This window comes from Kitasatospora sp. NPDC101157, from assembly GCF_044768255.1.
Taxonomy (GTDB): Bacteria; Actinomycetota; Actinomycetes; order Streptomycetales; family Streptomycetaceae; genus Kitasatospora.
Genome location: NZ_JBIWPL010000002.1, coordinates 125,386 through 143,265, shown reverse-complemented (window position 1 = coordinate 143,265; position 17,880 = coordinate 125,386). Strand labels below are relative to the sequence as shown.

At 72.6% G+C, this 17,880-nt stretch carries 17 protein-coding genes; 9 read left to right on the top strand and 8 right to left on the bottom strand.

What is annotated here, in order from left to right; translation table 11 throughout:
- Positions 1–122 precede the first annotated feature (122 nt).
- The gene (locus ACIRVF_RS04080) at positions 123–737 is read left to right on the top strand and encodes a C40 family peptidase (protein ID WP_402813342.1); all 615 of its coding nucleotides are present in this window, start codon (positions 123–125) and stop codon (positions 735–737) included.
- A gap of 2 nt (positions 738–739) precedes the next feature.
- On the opposite strand, the gene ACIRVF_RS04075 is transcribed toward ACIRVF_RS04080, so the two are convergent.
- Complete coding sequence (locus ACIRVF_RS04075) at positions 740–1,216, bottom strand: MarR family winged helix-turn-helix transcriptional regulator (RefSeq protein ID WP_402813339.1); 477 nt, start codon at positions 1,214–1,216, stop codon at positions 740–742.
- Between the two features lie 67 nt (positions 1,217–1,283).
- Between ACIRVF_RS04075 and ACIRVF_RS04070 the strand changes: the two genes are divergently transcribed.
- Positions 1,284–1,694, top strand: coding sequence for a VOC family protein (locus ACIRVF_RS04070; RefSeq protein WP_402813336.1), 411 nt, complete (start codon positions 1,284–1,286; stop codon positions 1,692–1,694).
- 99 nt (positions 1,695–1,793) lie between these two features.
- Here the strand turns inward: ACIRVF_RS04070 and ACIRVF_RS04065 are convergent, their stop codons facing one another.
- From ACIRVF_RS04065 to ACIRVF_RS04045, 5 genes are all read right to left on the bottom strand, one after another.
- The gene (locus tag ACIRVF_RS04065) at positions 1,794–2,336 is read right to left on the bottom strand and encodes a hypothetical protein (protein ID WP_402813334.1); all 543 of its coding nucleotides are present in this window, start codon (positions 2,334–2,336) and stop codon (positions 1,794–1,796) included.
- Between the two features lie 129 nt (positions 2,337–2,465).
- A complete protein-coding gene (gene thrS, locus ACIRVF_RS04060) occupies positions 2,466–3,740 on the bottom strand; it encodes a threonine--tRNA ligase (RefSeq protein ID WP_402813332.1) in 1,275 nt (424 codons plus the stop codon).
- 274 nt (positions 3,741–4,014) lie between these two features.
- Positions 4,015–4,749: a leucine-rich repeat domain-containing protein gene (locus ACIRVF_RS04055; protein ID WP_402814603.1), complete on the bottom strand. Its 735-nt coding sequence runs from the start codon at positions 4,747–4,749 to the stop codon at positions 4,015–4,017.
- Between the two features lie 84 nt (positions 4,750–4,833).
- On the bottom strand, positions 4,834–5,499 hold the full coding sequence (locus tag ACIRVF_RS04050; protein WP_402813329.1) for a TetR/AcrR family transcriptional regulator: 666 nt from the start codon (positions 5,497–5,499) through the stop codon (positions 4,834–4,836).
- A 992-nt stretch (positions 5,500–6,491) separates the two neighbouring features.
- Complete coding sequence (locus tag ACIRVF_RS04045; protein ID WP_402813326.1) at positions 6,492–7,421, bottom strand: 3-hydroxyacyl-CoA dehydrogenase family protein; 930 nt, start codon at positions 7,419–7,421, stop codon at positions 6,492–6,494.
- A gap of 200 nt (positions 7,422–7,621) precedes the next feature.
- Here ACIRVF_RS04045 and ACIRVF_RS04040 point away from each other — a divergent pair, with 200 nt between their 5' ends.
- Positions 7,622–8,374, top strand: a complete 753-nt coding sequence (locus ACIRVF_RS04040; RefSeq protein ID WP_402813323.1) for an acetoacetate decarboxylase — start codon at positions 7,622–7,624, stop codon at positions 8,372–8,374.
- A 49-nt stretch (positions 8,375–8,423) separates the two neighbouring features.
- On the opposite strand, the gene ACIRVF_RS04035 is transcribed toward ACIRVF_RS04040, so the two are convergent.
- A complete protein-coding gene (locus ACIRVF_RS04035; RefSeq protein WP_402813321.1) occupies positions 8,424–9,524 on the bottom strand; it encodes a serine hydrolase domain-containing protein in 1,101 nt (366 codons plus the stop codon).
- Positions 9,525–9,863: 339 nt separating this feature from the next.
- Positions 9,864–10,352 carry a carboxymuconolactone decarboxylase family protein gene (locus ACIRVF_RS04030; protein ID WP_402813318.1) on the bottom strand — a complete coding sequence of 163 codons (489 nt, stop codon included), beginning with the start codon at positions 10,350–10,352 and terminating at the stop codon, positions 9,864–9,866.
- Between the two features lie 183 nt (positions 10,353–10,535).
- On the opposite strand from ACIRVF_RS04030, the gene ACIRVF_RS04025 reads away from it, so the two are divergent.
- The 6 genes from ACIRVF_RS04025 (at position 10,536) to ACIRVF_RS04000 (ending at position 17,858) form a co-directional block, all read left to right on the top strand.
- The gene (locus ACIRVF_RS04025) at positions 10,536–11,480 is read left to right on the top strand and encodes a pirin family protein (RefSeq protein WP_402814600.1); all 945 of its coding nucleotides are present in this window, start codon (positions 10,536–10,538) and stop codon (positions 11,478–11,480) included.
- A 371-nt stretch (positions 11,481–11,851) separates the two neighbouring features.
- Positions 11,852–12,922 carry a site-specific integrase gene (locus ACIRVF_RS04020; protein ID WP_402813315.1) on the top strand — a complete coding sequence of 357 codons (1,071 nt, stop codon included), beginning with the start codon at positions 11,852–11,854 and terminating at the stop codon, positions 12,920–12,922.
- Between the two features lie 673 nt (positions 12,923–13,595).
- On the top strand, positions 13,596–14,351 hold the full coding sequence (locus ACIRVF_RS04015; RefSeq protein WP_402813312.1) for a (5-formylfuran-3-yl)methyl phosphate synthase: 756 nt from the start codon (positions 13,596–13,598) through the stop codon (positions 14,349–14,351).
- A gap of 8 nt (positions 14,352–14,359) precedes the next feature.
- A complete protein-coding gene (locus ACIRVF_RS04010; RefSeq protein WP_402813310.1) occupies positions 14,360–15,763 on the top strand; it encodes an aldehyde dehydrogenase family protein in 1,404 nt (467 codons plus the stop codon).
- A gap of 2 nt (positions 15,764–15,765) precedes the next feature.
- Positions 15,766–16,869, top strand: a complete 1,104-nt coding sequence (locus ACIRVF_RS04005; protein ID WP_402814597.1) for an NAD(P)-dependent alcohol dehydrogenase — start codon at positions 15,766–15,768, stop codon at positions 16,867–16,869.
- Positions 16,870–16,952: 83 nt separating this feature from the next.
- Entirely contained in the window at positions 16,953–17,858 is a 906-nt protein-coding gene (locus tag ACIRVF_RS04000; protein ID WP_402813308.1) for a class I SAM-dependent methyltransferase, read from the top strand.
- The last annotated feature ends 22 nt before the right edge of the window (positions 17,859–17,880 follow it).

The window sequence follows — 17,880 nt, the reverse complement described above, 5'->3', positions numbered from 1 at the left end:
GTGATTCACCTGTGCGGGTGATGGCGGACCGAGCGGCCGAACCGCGATCCTGGTTCCCGCCCACGCCATCAGGGCGACCAGCACCGCGGCCGACGCCGCCGACAGCCCCCGGGAGCCGACCGATGGAGCCCCAACCGCCCGGCCACGACCAGGCCTCCGGAGTCGGACGCCGCCGCGTGCTCGGCCTCGCGCTCGGCGCGAGCCTCGTCCCGGCCCTCGGCCCAGCGGCCCAACCCGCCGACGCCGCGGCCCCGTCCGAGACCGCCGCCGCGCTGGGCCGGCGGGTCGCCGCCGTCGCCGCCGCGCAGATCGGCGTCCCGTACGCCTGGGGTGGCGGTGACCGGCTGGGGCCGGGCCTCGGCTTCTGCGACCAGGACAACGGCTACCTCAACGGCGTGTGCCTGGGCGAGAGCACGGTCGGCTTCGACTGCAGCGGCCTGTCCCTCTACTGCTGGTACCTCGCCAGCCACGGGACCGTCGAGCTCGGCCACTACACCGTCGCCCAGTTCAACCGCAGCGCGCCGGTCGAGCGCGACGCCCTCGCCCCCGGCGACCTGCTGTTCTTCTCTCGCCCCGACGCCCCGCTGCACCACGTCGGCATCTACGCGGGCGACGGGGCGATGATCCACGCCGAGCGCACCGGCACGCTGGTCGCCCAGGTGGAGAAGGCACTCGACCTCCCGCGCTGGGCGGGCGAGTTCGCGGGCGCCCGCCGCCCGGCGCCGCCGACCGCCTGAGCTCACGCCGGCCCTCGCCGCAGCGCCGCCCCTTCGTTCACCCGCCGCAACAGCCCCTGCAGCACCCGCCGCTCGCCCTCGTCCAGCGGCGCCAGCACCTCGTCCTGCACCGCCCGGGCCTGCTGCTCCAGTTCGGCCAGCAGCGCCCGCCCGGCTGGGGTGACGGAGACCGTGACCCGTCGCCGGTCGGCGAGGTCCCGGCTGCGCTCGACGTACCCGGCCGCGCCCAGCTGGTCGGCGACCTTCGCGAGGTCGCTCGGGTCGATGCCCAGCCGCCGCACCAGGTCCCGCTGGGCCTGCGGCCCGAAGTCGGCGAGCGCCGCGAGCGCCGCCATGTCCCAGAGCCGCAGGCCCCGTTCGGACAGGTGCTCGGCGAGCCGGGCACGCGCGGTGCGGCCGATCCGGGCGAGCAGGAAGGTGCTGAGCTCCAGCAGGGTCGGCGGCAGCCCGTCGGAAGGGGCAGGGATCTCGGAGGCCATGGCGGCATTCTAGGGTCCCTCCCTATAGTGGGGTCCGACCCACTATTTCGATCCCAGGAGTTCGACCGTGGACGCCCTCTACCCGCGCCTGCTCGTCACCCGCTTCGCCGAGTGCTTCGACTTCTACCGCGCGGTACTGCCCCCGCTCACCGGAGCCGACCTGGTCAAGGGCGCCCCCGAGGGCCCGTACGCCAACTGGGACGTCGACGAGCAGGCCGTCCTGGTGCTCTACGACCGTGCCGCGATGGCCGCCGCCCTGGGCACCGACGGGCTGCCCGGCCACCCCACCGCCCCCACCCAGGACGCGGCGATGCTGGTGTTCCGGGTCGACGACGTGGACAAGGCGCTCGCCCTCTGCCTCCAGCACGGCGGCGCCCTCGTCGCCCCGGCGACCGACCGCCCGGAGTGGGCCCCCACCCTGCGCAGCGCCCATCTGCGCGACCCCGAGGGGCACTTGATCGAGCTGCAGTCCTACTGAGCGTCCACGGCCCTGCCGTACCTCGGACCCGCCGTCGGCCCGGACGTCCGGCCGGCCGCGGGGCCCCTCCCCCCGGCGGCCGGCCGCTCCCCGGGCCGCTCAGCTGTGGAAGACCTGCAGCTCACGGACCGCTTCGTTGAAGTCCGGCCCCAGGTAGGAGGCCGGCAGACCCAGCGTCTCCTCCTTGCTCAGCGTCGACCAGAGGTGGACGGTGTTGCAGTTGTTGTAGCCCTTCATCGAGGAAACGCTCAGCGCCACCCCGAAGTAGTTGACCAGGTGGTAGCCGGTGGAGTCGCAGCCTCCGGCGTCCCCGAAGAAGGAGTAGATGACGCCGCCGCCGTAGTCCACGTCCTTGTACTCCTCCAGCAGCAGCGTCCGGTCGGCCGGCTGCTCCGCCGCACGGGGGCGGTGGTCGGCCAGGGCGAGCGCGTCGGCGGCGGAGTCCGGCGAGCAGGCCCGGCCGAGCACCGGCGAGACGCCGTCGGCGCCGGGCAGGTGGCCGAGGACGGCGGCGCAGTACTGCACCTCCGGCACGGGCAGCGGGCGGAGCCCGGCCGAACTCGCCGGAGCGGCGGCCAGCGCCCCGGCGAGGGCGAGACAAGCGGTGAGGACGGGAACGACGAGCCTGCGCGGTCTGCGCATGGGTACCTCCGGAACCATGGGGACATCGGTGGCCGTGGACTCGGCCGCCGCGCCCATTCGACGGGCGGCCGCCGCCCCTGGCCCCGCCGACACACCGGACACCGCACTAGTCGTACGTATGCCCCCGGTTCACCGGGCGGGCTCGTCCCGCCACAGCTCGGCGCTGCAGTCCGCGACCAGCGCGCCGATCCGCGACCAGGCCTCCTCGGCGGGCATCGGTTCCAGCCGGCGGCCGTCCCGCAGCCGCAGCGCGACCCGGTCGTCCACGGCCTCCTTCGCGCCGATCACCGCCTGGTACGGCACCAGCCGGGCCTCCCGGATCCGCGCGCCGAGGCTGCCGTGCTCCGGGCCGGCCACCTCCGCCCGCAGCCCGAGGTCCAGGCAGCGCTGTCGCAGCCGTTCGGCCTGCGGCAGTTCGGCGTCGGAGACCGGCAGCAGCACCACCTGGGCGGGCGCCAGCCAGGCCGGGAACGCTCCGCCGTACAGCTCGATCAGGTGGGCGACCACCCGCTCGACGCTGCCGATCACGCTGCGGTGCACCATCACCGGGCGGTGCCTGGCGCCGTCCGGGCCGATGTAGTGGAGGTTGAAGCGCTCGGGCTGGTGGAAGTCGATCTGGACGGTGGAGAGGGTGAACTCGCGCCCGGCGCCGTCGGCGATCTGCACGTCGATCTTGGGACCGTAGAACGCGGCCTCGCCCTCCGCCGCCTCGAACGGCACCCCGGAGCGCTCCAGCACGTCGGTCAGCAGCGCGGTGGCCCGCTGCCAGAGCCCGGGATCGGCGACGTACTTGCCGCCCCCGCCGGGCAGCGAGAGCCGGTAGCGCACCGGCACCACGCCGAGCGCGCGGTGCGCCTCGCGGATCAGCTCCAGGGCGGCGACGGCCTCGTCGGCGGCCTGCTCGGGGGTGCAGAAGACGTGCGCGTCGTTCAGCTGGATCGCCCGGACCCTGGTCAGACCGCCGAGCACACCGGACAGCTCGGAGCGGTACATGCCGCCCAACTCGGCCATGCGCAAAGGAAGTTCCCGGTAGCTGTGGGAACGTGAGCGGAAAATCAGCGCGTGGTGCGGACACAGGCTCGGGCGCAGGACCATCTCCTCCGAGCCGAGCTCCATCGGGGGGAACATCTCGTCGCGGTAGTGGTCCCAGTGGCCGGAGATCTCGTACAGCTCGCGCTTGCCGAGCACCGGCGAGTAGACGTGACGGTAGCCGGCCCGGCGCTCGCGGCCGCGGATGAACTCCTCCAGGGTGTGCCGGATCGCGGCGCCGTCGGGCAGCCAGTACGGCAGTCCGGAGCCCATCAGCGGGTCGGTGTCGAACAGGTCCAGCTCGCGGCCGAGCCTGCGGTGGTCGTTCTTGAGGTGCTCGTTGTCGGAATGGTCGTTCTTGAGCTGCTCGTTCACGGGGTGGTCTCCACTCGGGATGCGGGGCGAGTGGAGCCGGGAACGACGAAGCCCCGGGGCACTCGGCCCCGGGGCTTCGGACTTGGTCAGCAGTCAGCGCGCCGGGACTTGTTCCGGCGTCGTCGTCACGAGTGCAGCGCGCTTCATGTGTTCCACGGTAGCAGCTCTTCGGTGTGCGCGTTGATCTTCCTGGGCGGGATCACGGCAAACCGGCCCGGACCGCGCCGGCTCGGACCGGGCCACCTCGGATCGGGCCGGCCCGGATCGGGCCGGCTCACCGAAGGACGACGCAGCCGCGCTCGGCGAGCGCCTCCTCCACCCGCTCCGGCACCTGGACGTCGTTCCACCGCAGGTCGAGCTTCTCCAGCGCGGGCAGCACGGCCGGGTCGGCCAGCCAGTCGGGCAGTTCGGCGATCTCATTACTGCGCAGGTCGATCCGGCGCAGTCGCGGCAGTCCGGCGAGGACGGCCGGGAACTCGGCGACGGCGTTCTCGCGCAGCTCCAGCTCGCGCAGTTCGGACAGCAGCCCGAAGGAGGCCGGCAGGCCGGTCAACCGGTTGCCGCGCAGCCAGAGTTCGCGCAGCTCCCCGAGCGCGCCGATGGGCTCCGGCAGCGCGGTCAGCCGGTTGTGCTGGGCCCGCAGTTCGACCAGTCCGGCCATCTCCCCGACGGTGAAGGGGAGTTCTGTGAGCCGGTTCTCGCCGACGTTGAGGTAGCGCAGCTCGGTGAGCCGCCCGATCGAGTCCGGCAGGCTGGTCAGCCGGTTGTCGTGCAGATAGAGGAAGTCACTGAGCCAGGTGAGTCCAGTGAGTTCGGCGGGCACCTCGGTGAACAGGTTGTGGCCGAGGTCGAGGGTGTGCAGCCTCAGCAACCTGCTGATACCGGGCGGGAGTTCGGAGAGCGCACCCTCGGCGAGGATGAGCACGGTCAGCTCGTTGCGGTCCCACACCGAGCTGAGCACCTCGGCGGCCACCGGACCGAGCGGCTGGCGCCAGAGGTTGAGCGTCATGTCTGTCACGCCCGTCATTCTCCGCCTCCGCCGTCCCCAGGTCGGGGCGCACCGCCGCGGCGCCGACGGCCGGCGTACGGGACCCTACCCGGCGGCGGGGTGGAACAGCCCGTCCACCACGCGGTGGAGCAGGTCCTCCGGGAACTCGGCCTGTTCACCACGGGCTTCCTCGGTGAGACGCATGGCGGTGGCGCCCTCGTGGAGGATGACCAGCAGCCGGGCGAGGTCGCGCGGGCGGATCTCCGGGGCGTGGTCGGTGGCCTCCTCGATCAGCTCGACCAGCCCGTCGATCAGCCGGGCCTCGTGCTCGGCGAGGCTACGGGCGACCTCGGGGTGGCGGGCGGCGTGCAGGGTGAACTCCATCGAGAGCAGGAACCAGCCCTCGTCCTCCCGGCGCCGCTCGGCCAGTTCACGCAGCAGCCGGGACGGGACGTCCTGGGGCGTGTCCGCGTCCGTGTCCGCGTCCGTGTCCGCGTCCGTGTCCGCGTTCCTGCCCCTGCTCGTATTCGCGCTCGTGAAGGCGGTGCGCAGGTCGGCGAGCAGCTTGTCGATCTGCTGGTCGTAGAGGGCGAGGAAAAGCTGTTCCTTGTCCTCGTAGTTGGAGTAGAACGCGCCCCGGGTCAGTCCGGCACGGGCCACGATGTCGCGGATCGACGTGGCGTGGAAGCCGTGTTCGGTGAACAGGGCGAGGGCGCTCTCGTTGAGGGCGGCGACGGTCAGCGGGCGCCGCTTCGTGGGTGACTTGGGCACGAACTGCGGTCCTCGGCTCTCGTTCTTCGCTCGGCGGTGCCGCCGGGCGGCCCCGGCCCAGTCTACGGGTGGCCGGGGCCGCACCAGCTCCGGACCTGTCGTTCCTCGCGGCGGGACTCACCGACGGGTGCTGCAGGAGTCCGGCGGGCAGGCCCGACCGTCTGGCCCGCGCCTTCACCGCGCTGGCGCTCACGGTCCCTCCCCACGGGGCGCATTACCCGCCACCCCGACCCCGACCGCCGCCTCGACAACGGGCTGGCCCTCACCCCGGCCGATGGGGTCGAACTCCTGGAACACCTTCGGCCCGAACACCACCCGGCAACAGGCCGGCCAGTCCATCGAGTTCATGTCCGCCAACGGACTCGTCGCGGCCGGCTACAACACCGTGCCCATCGACGACGGCTGGTCGCAGTGGCACCGGGACGGTCGGACCACCGACATCGTGCGCACCGCCGAGGGCGCGATGCGGCCCGACACCTCCCCGTCGCAGACCTGGAACGGGGAGACCGCGAACGGGCAGACCGTCAACGGCATCGCCCACGTCGCGCGGTCCGCCGTGCCGCGCCACCATCCGCTCCCTCCGCCCTGGCGGCCGCCGCCCAATGACGCCCTGCCCTCAGCACCACCGGCCGCTATTCCCATCGGACGGGCGGGCCGACCCCGGACGGGCGGGCCGACCGCCGACCGTGCCCGTCCCCCGCGAGCTTCCCAGCCGTGGGCCCTCCGCCCGGTCCGAAGCCGGCCTGCGCCCAGTGGTCGTCCGGCGTGGCATCGACGGGCAGCGACACCGCGCGGCGGCGGAGCCGTTTACCTCGACCACGGCCAGGTCGACCTGCCGGTCGCCGTGCGGCCTGGCCGGCGCGGCCGGCGCCGGCCAGGCGTCCGGGATGAGCAGCGGATCGGACTCGCGGAACAGTCTGGTGCGGGGGGGCGGCCAGGTGGAGTGATCGGTCCCGGCGCGGGCACCCGTGCCGGGACCACCGGGACGGGATTCAGGCCACAGCGGCGCCCTCCGCAGAGGTGGAGCGGCCGCCGGAGCGGGGGCGGGGCGTGGAGTCGGATCCCGCGCCGTAGTCGTAGAAGCCGCGTCCGGTCTTGACGCCGAGCCGTCCCGAGGTCACGTACTCCTCCAGCAGGATGCGCGGGCCGGTGGGCAGGCTCGGGCGCTCGGCGGCGTAGTGCTCCTCGATGTCCAGCACGACGTCCAGGCCGACCTGGTCCATCGCGCGGAACGGGCCGCCGCGCAGACCGGTGTTGACGGACCACATGGCGTCCACCTCCTCGGCGGTGGCGACGCCCTCGGCGACCACCGCGAGCGACTCGCGCTTGATGGCGGCCCAGATGCGGTTGAAGATGAAGCCGGTGCTCTCCCGCCGGGCCTCGAACGGGAAGACCCCGTGGCGCGGGAGCTCGGCGAGCAGCAGGTCGATGACGGCCCGGTCGGTGCGGCCGCTCGACATCACGTCCACCGCGTTCTGGGTGGGCGGCATGTAGAAGTGGATGTTGACCAGTCGCTCGGGCTCCCGCACCCACTCGACGAAGCGGCTGGTGGGGTACGACGAGGAGTTGCTGCCCAGGATGGCGTCGGGGTCGGCGTGCCGGTCGAGGTCGGCGAAGACCCGCTCCTTGAGCTCCGGGCGCTCCGGAACCGCCTCGATCACCAGCCAGGCACCGCGCAGCGCCTCGGCCAGGTCGCCGGTGACGGCCACGGCGCCCGGCCCTTCCCCGCCGATCCGGGCGGCGACGGCCGGCAGCTGTTCCTCGACGTAGGTACGGGCAGCCGCGAGTTGCTCGGCCGAGGGGTCGTAGATCCGCACCTCGCCGCCGTCGGTGGCGAACATCAGCGCTATGCGGCGCCCGAGGGTGCCGGCTCCGACGACGGCGACGGGACGGCCGGTGGGGTTGGGGGCGGTGTACGGCATCGAGATCACTTCCTTGGTTGTGCTGCGCTCCGAGGGGCTGCGGCGGTGGCGGGAACGCGCCGGGCACCGCTGTGGGCGTAGGCGCCCGCTGGGCATCTCCGGCGCTTGCACCGCATCGGCCATCGGATGCACGATGTATCCGATACACATGGTATCCGTTCGAGGAGACCGCACAACCCCGCCCACCGAAGGAGCCCCCGATGCGTTCCGACCAGGTCGTCCGCCACGCCGCCACCCCGCTGACCGCCCCCGTCTACCCGCCACGCGCCACCCGCTTCACCGACCGCGAGTACCTGAACGTCGTCTACCGGACCGACCCCGAGGCGCTGCGCGCGGTCGTCCCCGAGCCCCTGGAGATCGAGGAGCCGCTGGTGCGCTTCGAGGTCATGAAGATGGGCGAGGTGGACGGCTTCGGCCCGTACGTGGAGGCCGGGCAAGTCATCCCGGTGCGCCACGGCGAGGAGCACGGCGAGTACCTGCACGCGATGTACCTGGACAACTTCGCCGCCACCGCCGCCGGCCGGGAGCTGAGCGCCTATCCCAAGGTGATGGGCTCGCCGCGGCTGTTCACCGAGGCCAGCACACTGGTCGGCACCCTGGACTACGGCAGCCAGCGGGTCGCCACCGCGACCATGGCCTACAAGTGGCAGCCGCTGGACCGGGAGGAGGCTCGCGCCCAGATCACCGTGCCGACCTTCGCGGTCAAGGTGATCCCCGACTACGCCGGCGGCCTGCGGGTGTGCGACCTGGTCCGTACCCGGATCACCGATGTCACCGTCAAGGAGGCCTGGGCCGGCCCGGCCCGCCTCCAGCTCAACGCCCACGTGATGGCGCCGCTGGCCGACCTGCCGGTGCTGGAGGTCGTCTCGGCGAGCCACATCGTCACCGACCTGACCCTGGCCCCGGTGGCACCGGTGCACGACTACCTAGCGGAGCAGCGCCGCTCGGCGTGACGACAGGCAGCGAGCCGTCCTGCTCCTGGCTCCCCGGGCCGGGCGGGACTCAGCCGAGCTTCGGCTGGGCATCACCCCCGCCCCGGTGGGCGCCGCAGAAGGCCTCCTCCAGGAAGCCGCCCTGCGCGATGAGCTGCGCCACGGCCTGTCCGGAATCGCCCCTGGACGTCACGGACATCGCGACCTGCCGGTCGCCGGAGCTCCACAGCTGCGAGCTGTAACCGAACACCTCGCCGTCGTGCCCGTAGACCGGTCCGCAGGACAACTGCAGCCGGGCCAGCCCCAGCCCGTACTCCAGCGCGTGCTGCCCCTCGGCCACCGGGATGGTCGTCCTCATCTCCCGCATCAGCCCGGGCGACAGCAACTTCCCGTCGAGCAGGGCCTGCTCGAAACGATTGAGGTCGCCCAGGGTGGATATCAGCTCGCCCGCGGAGTTGGCCCAGGTGACGCTGGCCACCGTCACGTCCCGGTCGCTCCGGCCGTCCGGCGTCGGGCCCTCGCCGAGCGTCCAGTAGCCGTGGGCGTGCGGGCCGCGGATGCCGGTGGCCCGCCCGGGGAAGTACGTCCCGCTCAGCCCGAGTGGTCGCAGGATGCGCGCGCTGATCTCCTGGGCGTAGCCGTGACCGGTCACCCGCTCGATGATCATGCCGAGCAGCGTGTAGTTGACGTTGGAGTAGCTGAACCTCAACCCTGGCGGGAAGTTGGGCGCATGCGCCACCGAGGCGGCCACCACCTGCGCCGGGGTGACGGTGCGGGTCAGGCCACCACGGTCGAGCCAGTCCTGGATCGCGGCAGGGTCCGTCGCGTCCGGGAACAACCCGCCCTTCTCGTTGGTCGGGTCCCACAGGCCCGAGCTGTGGTTGAGCAGTTGGCGGACCGTGATGTGCCCGCCGTTCGGGACGGTGCCCGGCAGGTACCGCTCGATCGGGTCGTCCAGGCCGATCCGTCCTTCCCCGACCAGCTGGAGCACGGTGGTGGAGGTGAAGACCTTGGTGATGCTCCCGGCGCGGAACCGTCCGTCCACCCGCACCGGGGCACCGGTGACGAGGTCGGCGACGCCCGTACCGGCGCGCCAGACCCCGTCCTCGTCCCTGACCTCGGCGATCGCCGCGGCCGCCCCGGCCCCGGTCACCGCCTTCAGGGCTGCCATCCGGGCAGCGGCCCTGCCCCCGTCCGCGACCGCGGTGACCGACGGAGCCCCGCCTCCCCCGCCTCGCTCGACTCCCCCGCCGCGTTCGCCTCGCTCGACGGCGCCCGCCGAAGCAGCGGGTGCGGCCAGCGCCAGGCAGAGCGCTGCCGCCGCCACCCCGGAAACCGTACGACGCACCATGCGACCCCCTCGTCCACGGCGGACCTGCGCCCGCCTCTGGACCACAGCCTGGTCGCATACCTGATACTCCGTCATCCTCCAGCGGAAGGAACCGGTCGTACTCCGACCAACGTAGGCGCTACGCCGAACGGGGGAGCCGACCGGCCACCCCACACGGGCCTACACCCCCGGAGTCGGGCGGACCGGGTGCTTGCTCATGATCGACACCCGGTTGAAGGCGTTGATCGCGATCGCCACCCAGATCGCCGCCGAGATCTCCTCCTCGGTCAGCGCCTGCCGCGCGAGCGCATAGGCGGCCTGCTGCGCGACGATGTCCGACGGGTCGGTGGTCGCCTCCGCCAGGGCCAGCGCCGCCCGCTCCCGCGCGGTGAACAGCTCGGCGTCCCGCCAGGCCGGGAGCACGCCCAGCCGCTGGGTGGTCTCGCCCGCGCGCAGCGCGGCCCGGGTGTGCACGTTCAGGCAGTAGGCGCAGCCGTTGATCTGCGAGACCCGCAGGTTGACCAGCTCCACCAGCCGCCGGTCCAGCCCCGCTTCCGCCGCGACCTCCCGAGCCGCCTCGGCGGCCGCCAGCAGCGCCTGGTAGGCCTTGGGGCTCTGCTTGTCGATGAACACCCGTCGCTCCGCCGCGACCACCGTCACACCACTCACCTGAACTCCTCGACTCCCACGGACACCATCGGCTCACTGCCGCTCGACACTCTGCCATGGCATAATAGTTGAATCCAGAACTATCTTGAACCGAAATCCGCCCAGGGAGGGACCGCAGCCGTGAGCACCGCCGAGACCACGCCGCACCGCACCGCTCGACCCCAGGAGTCGCACGAGTCTCAGATGTCGCAGGAGGCGCAGGAGGCGCAGGTCCCGTACGTCGAGGTCCTGTCCGCCCGGGACGTGCCGCTCGGCGGTCCACGCGCGATGACGGTACGCCGCACCCTCCCCCACCGCTCGCGGCGGCTCATCGGCGCCTGGTGCTTCGTCGACCACTACGGCCCCGACGACGTCGCCCTGACCGGCGGCATGGACGTCGCCCCGCACCCCCACACCGGCCTGCAGACCGTCAGCTGGCTCTTCACCGGCGAGATCGAGCACCGCGACAGCCTCGGCGTCCACGCCTTCGTCCGCCCCGGCGAGCTCAACCTGATGACCTCCGGCCACGGTATCTGCCACTCCGAGGTCTCCACCCCCGCCACCACGGTGCTGCACGGCGTCCAGCTGTGGGTCGTCCTGCCCGACGAACACCGCCACACCGCACGGAACTTCCACCACCACGTCCCCGAGCCGGTCGCCCTGGACGGCGGCGAGGCCCGCGTCTTCCTCGGCACCCTGGCGGGCCGCACCTCCCCGGTGCCGACCTTCACCCCGCTCCTCGGCGCCGAACTCACCCTCCGCCCGCACGCCACCGTGACCCTGGCCGTCGACCCCGCCTTCGAACACGGTGTCCTGGTCGATCGCGGCGAGGTCCGCCTCGCCGGCACCGCCCTCCAGCGTGGCAACCTCGGCTACCTCGCCCCCGGCCCGACCCGCCTCACCGTCACCAACACCACCGACACCCCCGCCCGCCTCGTCCTCCTCGGCGGCACGCCCTTCGAGGAACAGATCATCATGTGGTGGAACTTCATCGGGCGGTCTCATGAAGACATCACCCGAGCCCGCGAAGAATGGATGAGCTCGGCGAACCCCGACCGCTTCGGCGCCGTCGAGGGCTACCCCGGCGACCGCCTGCCCGCCCCGGAACTCCCCGGAATCCCCCTCAAGCCCCGCGGACGTACCCACTGACCTGGGCTTCAGGCGGTCGGGGGGGGGGGGGGGGCCCCCCGGGGGCCCCCCCCCCCCCGACCCGAGCCCCTGCGCCGCCTCTTGGCAGATGGCCCGTCAGAACCAACCAACGCGTGCCCGGAGCCCGGGATGTCGTCATCGGGTGCCACCGCAAGCACCGGCGGACACCCTGGCATGGCCCCCTCGCCAGTTGCCGAAGGACGATCACCCCCTGAACGGGCACGCCGGAGAAGACAGCCACCATGCCGCCCGCACTCCACCGATGATCTTGCCCCAAGCCAGTTATTAGCCCCGGGCCAGAAGGACATTCCGAGAGCCCGCCGACGGCGAGAACCCGCCGGCCCGACCCTCCCCGTCGCTAGGGTGACCCCATGGCGGACGTCACAACGGCAGCGGCACCCTCGATCGAGGCGCTGGACGACCTGGTCGAGCGGGCCTGCGAACCACCCACCGGCAACTCCCGCGCGAAGCAGCTGCGTTGGGTCGCCGGCGAACTGCGCACCGCCCTGGAGCGAGGCGCCATCGCGAAGACAGCCGCCGACTCGCTCCCCCTGCTCCTCGCCCCGGACACCCTCGCTGCCTATCTCATCGCCGCCGAGCGGGGCCTGCTGCGGCGCAAGCCCACCGCACGACCGGGCCAGGCCTCACCCGCGTCCATGCGCGTCCGGGAGGACTGCCTCCGCATCCTCGGCGCCCGGGCCGGCCTCGCCGTCACGCTCCCGGACCGCAACCCGCCGCAGGTCGCACTCCGGCCAGTGGTCGCCGCCCGCCCGCGCAGCATCCTCCTCGGCCACCTCGAACACTCGGCCCGCCCCGGCCGGTCCGCGTCCCGCAGCCGGATCCTCGCGATCATCGGCACCGTGCTGGACACCGGCTGCCGCGCCGGCGAACTCTGCGCCCTGCGCACGGACGACGTCGACCTGCACCACGGAACGATCCGCCTCACCCGCCTCCCCCAGCACCGCAACCCGCACACCACACCCGCCATCGAGACGGTCGCACTGTCCCACTCCACCCGGGCCGCGCTGCGCCACTGGCTCACCGTCCGCAGCCACCTCGTCGCACGCGACACCACCCAACCCACCGGCCCGGACAACGAGACCACCGACGCCCTGTGGGTGAGCACCGCCCCCAGCGGCCACCCCCGCCCCGGCCTACCCCTGCACTTCCGCGGCCTGGCCCGCGCCTACGCCCGCGCGATCCACGAGCTCAACGCCGACATGGCCGCAGAACCCGGCTGGCAGCCCCTGCCCCGGCGCATGGAACAGCTACGCCGCGCCATCGAACTCGAACCGGCCGACCCCGACGGTGCGACTTGCCTCCTCCGCACCCGCACACCCGCGGGCGTCGGCGTCGGCGTCCCCGAAGCAGCGGCACCGGACAGCCGGCTCGACCCAACGAACCGGGGCCCGGCCTTGGTCGAGGAGGTGCTTGATCGGTAGGGCCTCGTATTCGGAGCCCTCGGCCAGTTGACGGGACGGGGCGCACTTGTCCGGAGACTTCTTCACCCAGGTACCGGGAACGCGGTTGCCTACCTCCTGTCCCGGATCCTCGACGATTGGGACGACGACGCCTGTCCGGCCTGGCTCCGAGCCATCACGAGCACGATGCCCGAGCACGGGCGCCGTCACCCTCCTGGTGGCAGTCCGCTCGTACCCGCCGTCGACTTCCGGAGACAGCGCGAGATGACCGACACCACCCGCCCTCAGCTGCCCGCCCACCGCCGCCTACCGCACTGCGGAGACGGGCCTTGAGGCCGCGGAGGAGGCTGGCGGCGGAGTCCCCGGTCGGCCTGCGTCCAGGTGTCGGCGAAGGTCCGGCCGGTCTCGACCTCGACCGAGGCGCAGGGGCGTTGCGGGAGGGCGGCGCGCTCCACCGAGTGGAGCACGGCCCCGGTGTGAGCCGAGCTCCACCGGGTCCTCCTGGACCGACACGGCAGGCGCAGTGAGCACGGCGAGCACGGCGCACACCACGTTGGCATGAGCGCCCCATGCGAACTCTGCGCGCCCTACCGGTGCCCACGGGTTGTGGAAATGATGAGCGCACCGCACATGAACCAGACGATCCGCGCCCCTGTCCCTCGGCCAGGTGGACATGCGGCGGAAGGAGTTCACGGTGTTGCTTCTCATCTCCCCGGACAGCGTCGAGGAAGCCCTCGACTGCGTGAAGGCGGCGGAGCATCTGGACATCGTCGACGTCAAGAAGCCCGACGAGGGCTCGCTCGGAGCCAACTTTCCCTGGGTCATCAGGGAGATCCGCGACGCGGTGCCGGCGGACAAGCCGGTGTCCGCCACGGTGGGGGACGTCCCGTACAAGCCCGGCACGGTGGCGCAGGCCGCGCTCGGCGCGGTCGTCTCCGGCGCCACGTACATCAAGGTCGGCCTCTACGGATGCACGACGCCCGATCAGGGCATCGAGGTCATGCGCGCGGTCGTCCGGGCGGTGAAGGACCACCGCACCGACGCGCTCGTCGTGGCCTCCGGCTACGCCGACGCCCACCGCATCGGCTGCGTCAACCCGCTTGCCGTTCCCGACATCGCCGCCCGCTCCGGTGCCGACGCGGCCATGCTCGACACCGCCGTCAAGGACGGGACACGACTGTTCGACCACGTTCCTCCGGAGGTCTGTGCCGAGTTCGTACGGCTGGCCCACGCCTCCGGTCTGCTCGCGGCCCTCGCGGGCAGTGTCACGCAGGCAGACCTCGGCCCGCTGACCCGCATGGGCACGGACATCGTGGGTGTGCGGGGAGCGGTCTGCGAAGGCGGCGACCGCAACGCCGGGCGGATTCAGCCGCACCTGGTGACCGCCTTCCGGGCGGAGATGGACCGGCAGGCACGTGAGCACGCCGTCAGCGTCTCCGCCGTGAAATGACCTCCGGCATGCCGATGCCTGAGGCCGACAGCGTGCCCGGTGGCCGGGCCGTACGCTTCTCCGTCGTCGACCCCGCCACCGGGCAGGCGTTCGACGAGGCCCCCGACCAGCAGCCGGGCGAGTTGGACGACGTGGTCACCCGCGCCCAGCGGGCCTGGCGCGGCTGGCGGACCGACCCGGCCGCCCGTGCCGCCGCGTTGCGCAGCGCTGCCGACGCCGTGGAGACGGCCGGCGACGACCTCGCCCGGCTGCTCACCCGGGAACAGGGCAAGCCGCTGGCCGAGTCGTATGCGGAGGTCGCCCGTACTGCGGCCCGCCTGCGCTACTTCGCCGACCTGGCACCCCGGACCCGCCGGATCGACGACGGCCGGCCCGTGCACAGCGAGGTCCGCTGGCGCCCCCTCGGGCCCGTCGCCGCGATCGTGCCGTGGAACTTTCCACTCCAGCTCGCGGCGGCGAAGTTCGCGCCCGCGCTCGCGGCGGGCAACACCATGGTCCTCAAACCGTCACCGTTCACTCCGCTCGCCACCCGGCTGCTCGGCTCCGTCCTCGCCACCGCCCTGCCCGAGGACGTACTGACCGTCGTCACCGGCCGCGAACCCCTCGGTGCCCGCCTCGCGTCCCACCCGGGCATCCGCCACGTCACCTTCACCGGGTCCGTGCCCACCGGGCGGGCCGTCGCCGCAGCGGCGGCGGCCTCGCTCGCCCGGGTCACCCTGGAGCTGGGCGGCAACGACGCCGCCGTCCTACTGGACGACGTCGACGTCAACCGGATCGCGGACCGGCTGTTCTGGGCGGCATTCCGCAACTGCGGGCAGGTCTGCATGGCGGTCAAACGCGTCTACGTCCCGGCCCGGCTCCACGCGGAGGTCGTCGAAGCCCTCGCCCAGCGCGCGAAGACCGTCGCCGTCGGGCCCGGCCTCGACCCCGGGACACGGATGGGACCGGTCAACAACGCCTCGCAGTTGGCCCGGGTCGAACAGGTCACGGAGCAGGCCCTGGCAGGCGGCGCCCGGGCGGCATCCGGCGGCCACCGGCTGGACGGGCCGGGATACTTCTTCGCTCCCACGATCCTCACCGACGTCCCACCCGACAGTCCGGTGGTGACCGAGGAACAGTTCGGACCGGTCCTTCCGGTCCTGCCGTACCGCAGCGTCGATGAAGCCGTCGACGCGGCCAACAGCACCGGCTTCGGACTGGGCGGCTCCGTCTGGGGCACCGATCTCGACCGGGCCGAGGCGGTGGCCGACCGGCTCGAATGCGGTACGGCCTGGATCAACCACCATGCCGAACTGTCCCTCGCCCAGCCCTTCGCAGGCGTCAAGGACAGCGGAGTCGGCGTCGCGGGCGGACCATGGGGGCTCTACGGCAACCTGCGGCCGTTCGTCGTCCACCGCCCGCAGGAGGCGTGACCGTGAAGTTCCAGGCGGCCGTACTGCGCTCGTACGAGAGCCCGTTCACGGTCGAGGAGGTGGACCTGCGGACAGAACCCGCCGCCGGCGAAATCCTGGTCGAGATCGCCGGCTCCGGGATGTGCCGGACCGATCTCGCGGTCCGGCGATCCGCCGGCCGCAGCCCGCTGCCTGCCGTCCTCGGCCACGAGGGCGCCGGGGTCGTGGTGCGCACGGGCGGCGCCCCTGACGCCGCGATCAGCGTGGGTGACCACGTCGTGCTGAGCTTCGACTCCTGCGGACACTGCCGGAACTGCCGCAGCGCGGCCCCCGCCTACTGCGACTCCTTCGCCTCCCTCAACCTCTACGGAGGACGCGAGGAGGAATCGCCGCGGCTCACCGACGCCACCGGGAAAGCGCTGGCCCCCCGCTGGTTCGGCCAGTCCTCGTTCGCCGAGTACGCGCTCGTCCCGGCCCGCAATGCCGTCCGGATCGACCCCGCGCTGCCGCTCGAACTGCTCGGGCTCCTCGGCTGCGGCTTCCTCACCGGCGCCGGAGCCGTGCTGAACACCTTCGGTGCGGGCCCCGGCGACACCCTGACGGTCCTCGGCGCCGGAGCCGTGGGCCTGGCCGCGGTGATGGCGGCCACCGCCGCCGGCGTACGGACCGTGGCCGTCGACCGGCATCCCCAACGGCTCGCCCTGGCCGAACGGTTCGGCGCGATCCCACTGCCGGCCGCAACCGCCGGCCTGCCCGAGCGGATACGGCAGCTGACCGACGGCGGCACGCAGTACGCCCTGGACACCACGGCCTCGGCCCCGCTCATCAACAACGCGCTCCGAGCACTGCGCCCCACCGGCAGCCTCGGCCTGGTGGCACGCCTCCACACCCCGTTGCCGCTCGAACCGGGCACACTCGACCGGGGGCGCAGCATCCGCCACATCTGCGAAGGGGACGCCGTACCCGGACTGCTGATACCTCGGCTGACCGGGCTGTGGCAGGCCGGCCGCTTCCCCTTCGACGAGCTGATCCGCACCTACCCGCTGGCCGACATCAACGAGGCCGAACGCGACTGCGACGCGGGCCGCGTGGTGAAGCCCGTCCTGCTCCCGGAGCGGGCCGCCTGATGCACGAGGCACGCGACAGCACGGACTCACCCCGTCCGACAAGCAGACACCTCACACTCCCCGCTCCCGCCGACGGAGGAAACATGGCCCGCACAGCGCCGCAGCAGACCGACGCGGAAGGCGTGGACGGAGGTGTGGGCCTGACCGCGCTCCTGGTCGCCGCGGCACGGGCGATCGAGACCCACCGCCACGACAGCCTGGCCCAGGACGTCTACGCGCAACACTTCGTGCGCGCCGCCCCTGCATGCGCGGACTGGCCGGTACGCATCGAGCAGGTCCCGGGCGGGGACGACAACCCGCTGTGGGGGCGGTTCGCCCGCTACTTCGGCCTGCGGACCAGGGTTCTCGACGACTTCCTCCTCCGGTCGGCCGGCGCCGAGGCCCACCAAGTGGTGCTGCTGGGCGCGGGGTTGGACACGCGCGCCTTCCGATTGGACTGGCCGTCCGACTTGACGGTCTTCGAGATCGACCGGGCCGGCGTGCTGGCCTTCAAGCAGCGGGTGCTCACGGACCTCTCGGCTGCCCCGAAGGTGAAGCGCGTCCCCGTACCGGTCGACCTGCGCGCGGACTGGGTCGCCGCGCTGACCACCGCCGGCTTCGACCCGGCCGTGCCGAGCGTCTGGCTGGCCGAGGGACTCCTCTTCTACCTGCCGGGCCCCACCGAGACGTACCTCATCGACACGGTGGACAGGCTGACCACCGCAGGCAGCGCTCTGGCCTTCGAGGCCAAACTGGAGAAGGACCTGCTTGCGTACCGCGACAGCCCGATCTACACGGCGACGCGAGAACAGATCGGCATCGACCTGCTCCGCCTCTTCGACACAGGTCCACGACCCGACTCCGCGGGCGACCTGACGGCCAAGGGCTGGTCCACCTCGATGCACACACCCTTCGAGTTCACCCGCCGACTCCAACGCGGCCCCCTCCCCGAACCGAACGACGCGCTGGAGGGAAACCGGTGGGTGTTCGCTCACAAGCCCCGGCCATGACGTCCGCGGCGCGTGAGTTCGA

Bases quoted from the DNA above. Each gene is read 5' to 3' on its own strand.
- ACIRVF_RS04080 (WP_402813342.1), top strand. From the start codon at position 123: ATGGAGCCCCAACCGCCCGGCCACGACCAGGCCTCCGGAGTCGGACGC.
- ACIRVF_RS04075 (WP_402813339.1), bottom strand. From the start codon at position 1,216: ATGGCCTCCGAGATCCCTGCCCCTTCCGACGGGCTGCCGCCGACCCTG.
- ACIRVF_RS04065 (WP_402813334.1), bottom strand. From the start codon at position 2,336: ATGCGCAGACCGCGCAGGCTCGTCGTTCCCGTCCTCACCGCTTGTCTC.
- ACIRVF_RS04055 (WP_402814603.1), bottom strand. From the start codon at position 4,749: ATGACGCTCAACCTCTGGCGCCAGCCGCTCGGTCCGGTGGCCGCCGAG.
- ACIRVF_RS04045 (WP_402813326.1), bottom strand. From the start codon at position 7,421: ATGCCGTACACCGCCCCCAACCCCACCGGCCGTCCCGTCGCCGTCGTC.
- ACIRVF_RS04040 (WP_402813323.1), top strand. From the start codon at position 7,622: ATGCGTTCCGACCAGGTCGTCCGCCACGCCGCCACCCCGCTGACCGCC.
- ACIRVF_RS04035 (WP_402813321.1), bottom strand. From the start codon at position 9,524: ATGGCAGCCCTGAAGGCGGTGACCGGGGCCGGGGCGGCCGCGGCGATC.
- ACIRVF_RS04025 (WP_402814600.1), top strand. From the start codon at position 10,536: ATGTCGCAGGAGGCGCAGGAGGCGCAGGTCCCGTACGTCGAGGTCCTG.
- ACIRVF_RS04020 (WP_402813315.1), top strand. From the start codon at position 11,852: ATGGCGGACGTCACAACGGCAGCGGCACCCTCGATCGAGGCGCTGGAC.
- ACIRVF_RS04010 (WP_402813310.1), top strand. From the start codon at position 14,360: ATGCCGATGCCTGAGGCCGACAGCGTGCCCGGTGGCCGGGCCGTACGC.
- ACIRVF_RS04000 (WP_402813308.1), top strand. From the start codon at position 16,953: ATGGCCCGCACAGCGCCGCAGCAGACCGACGCGGAAGGCGTGGACGGA.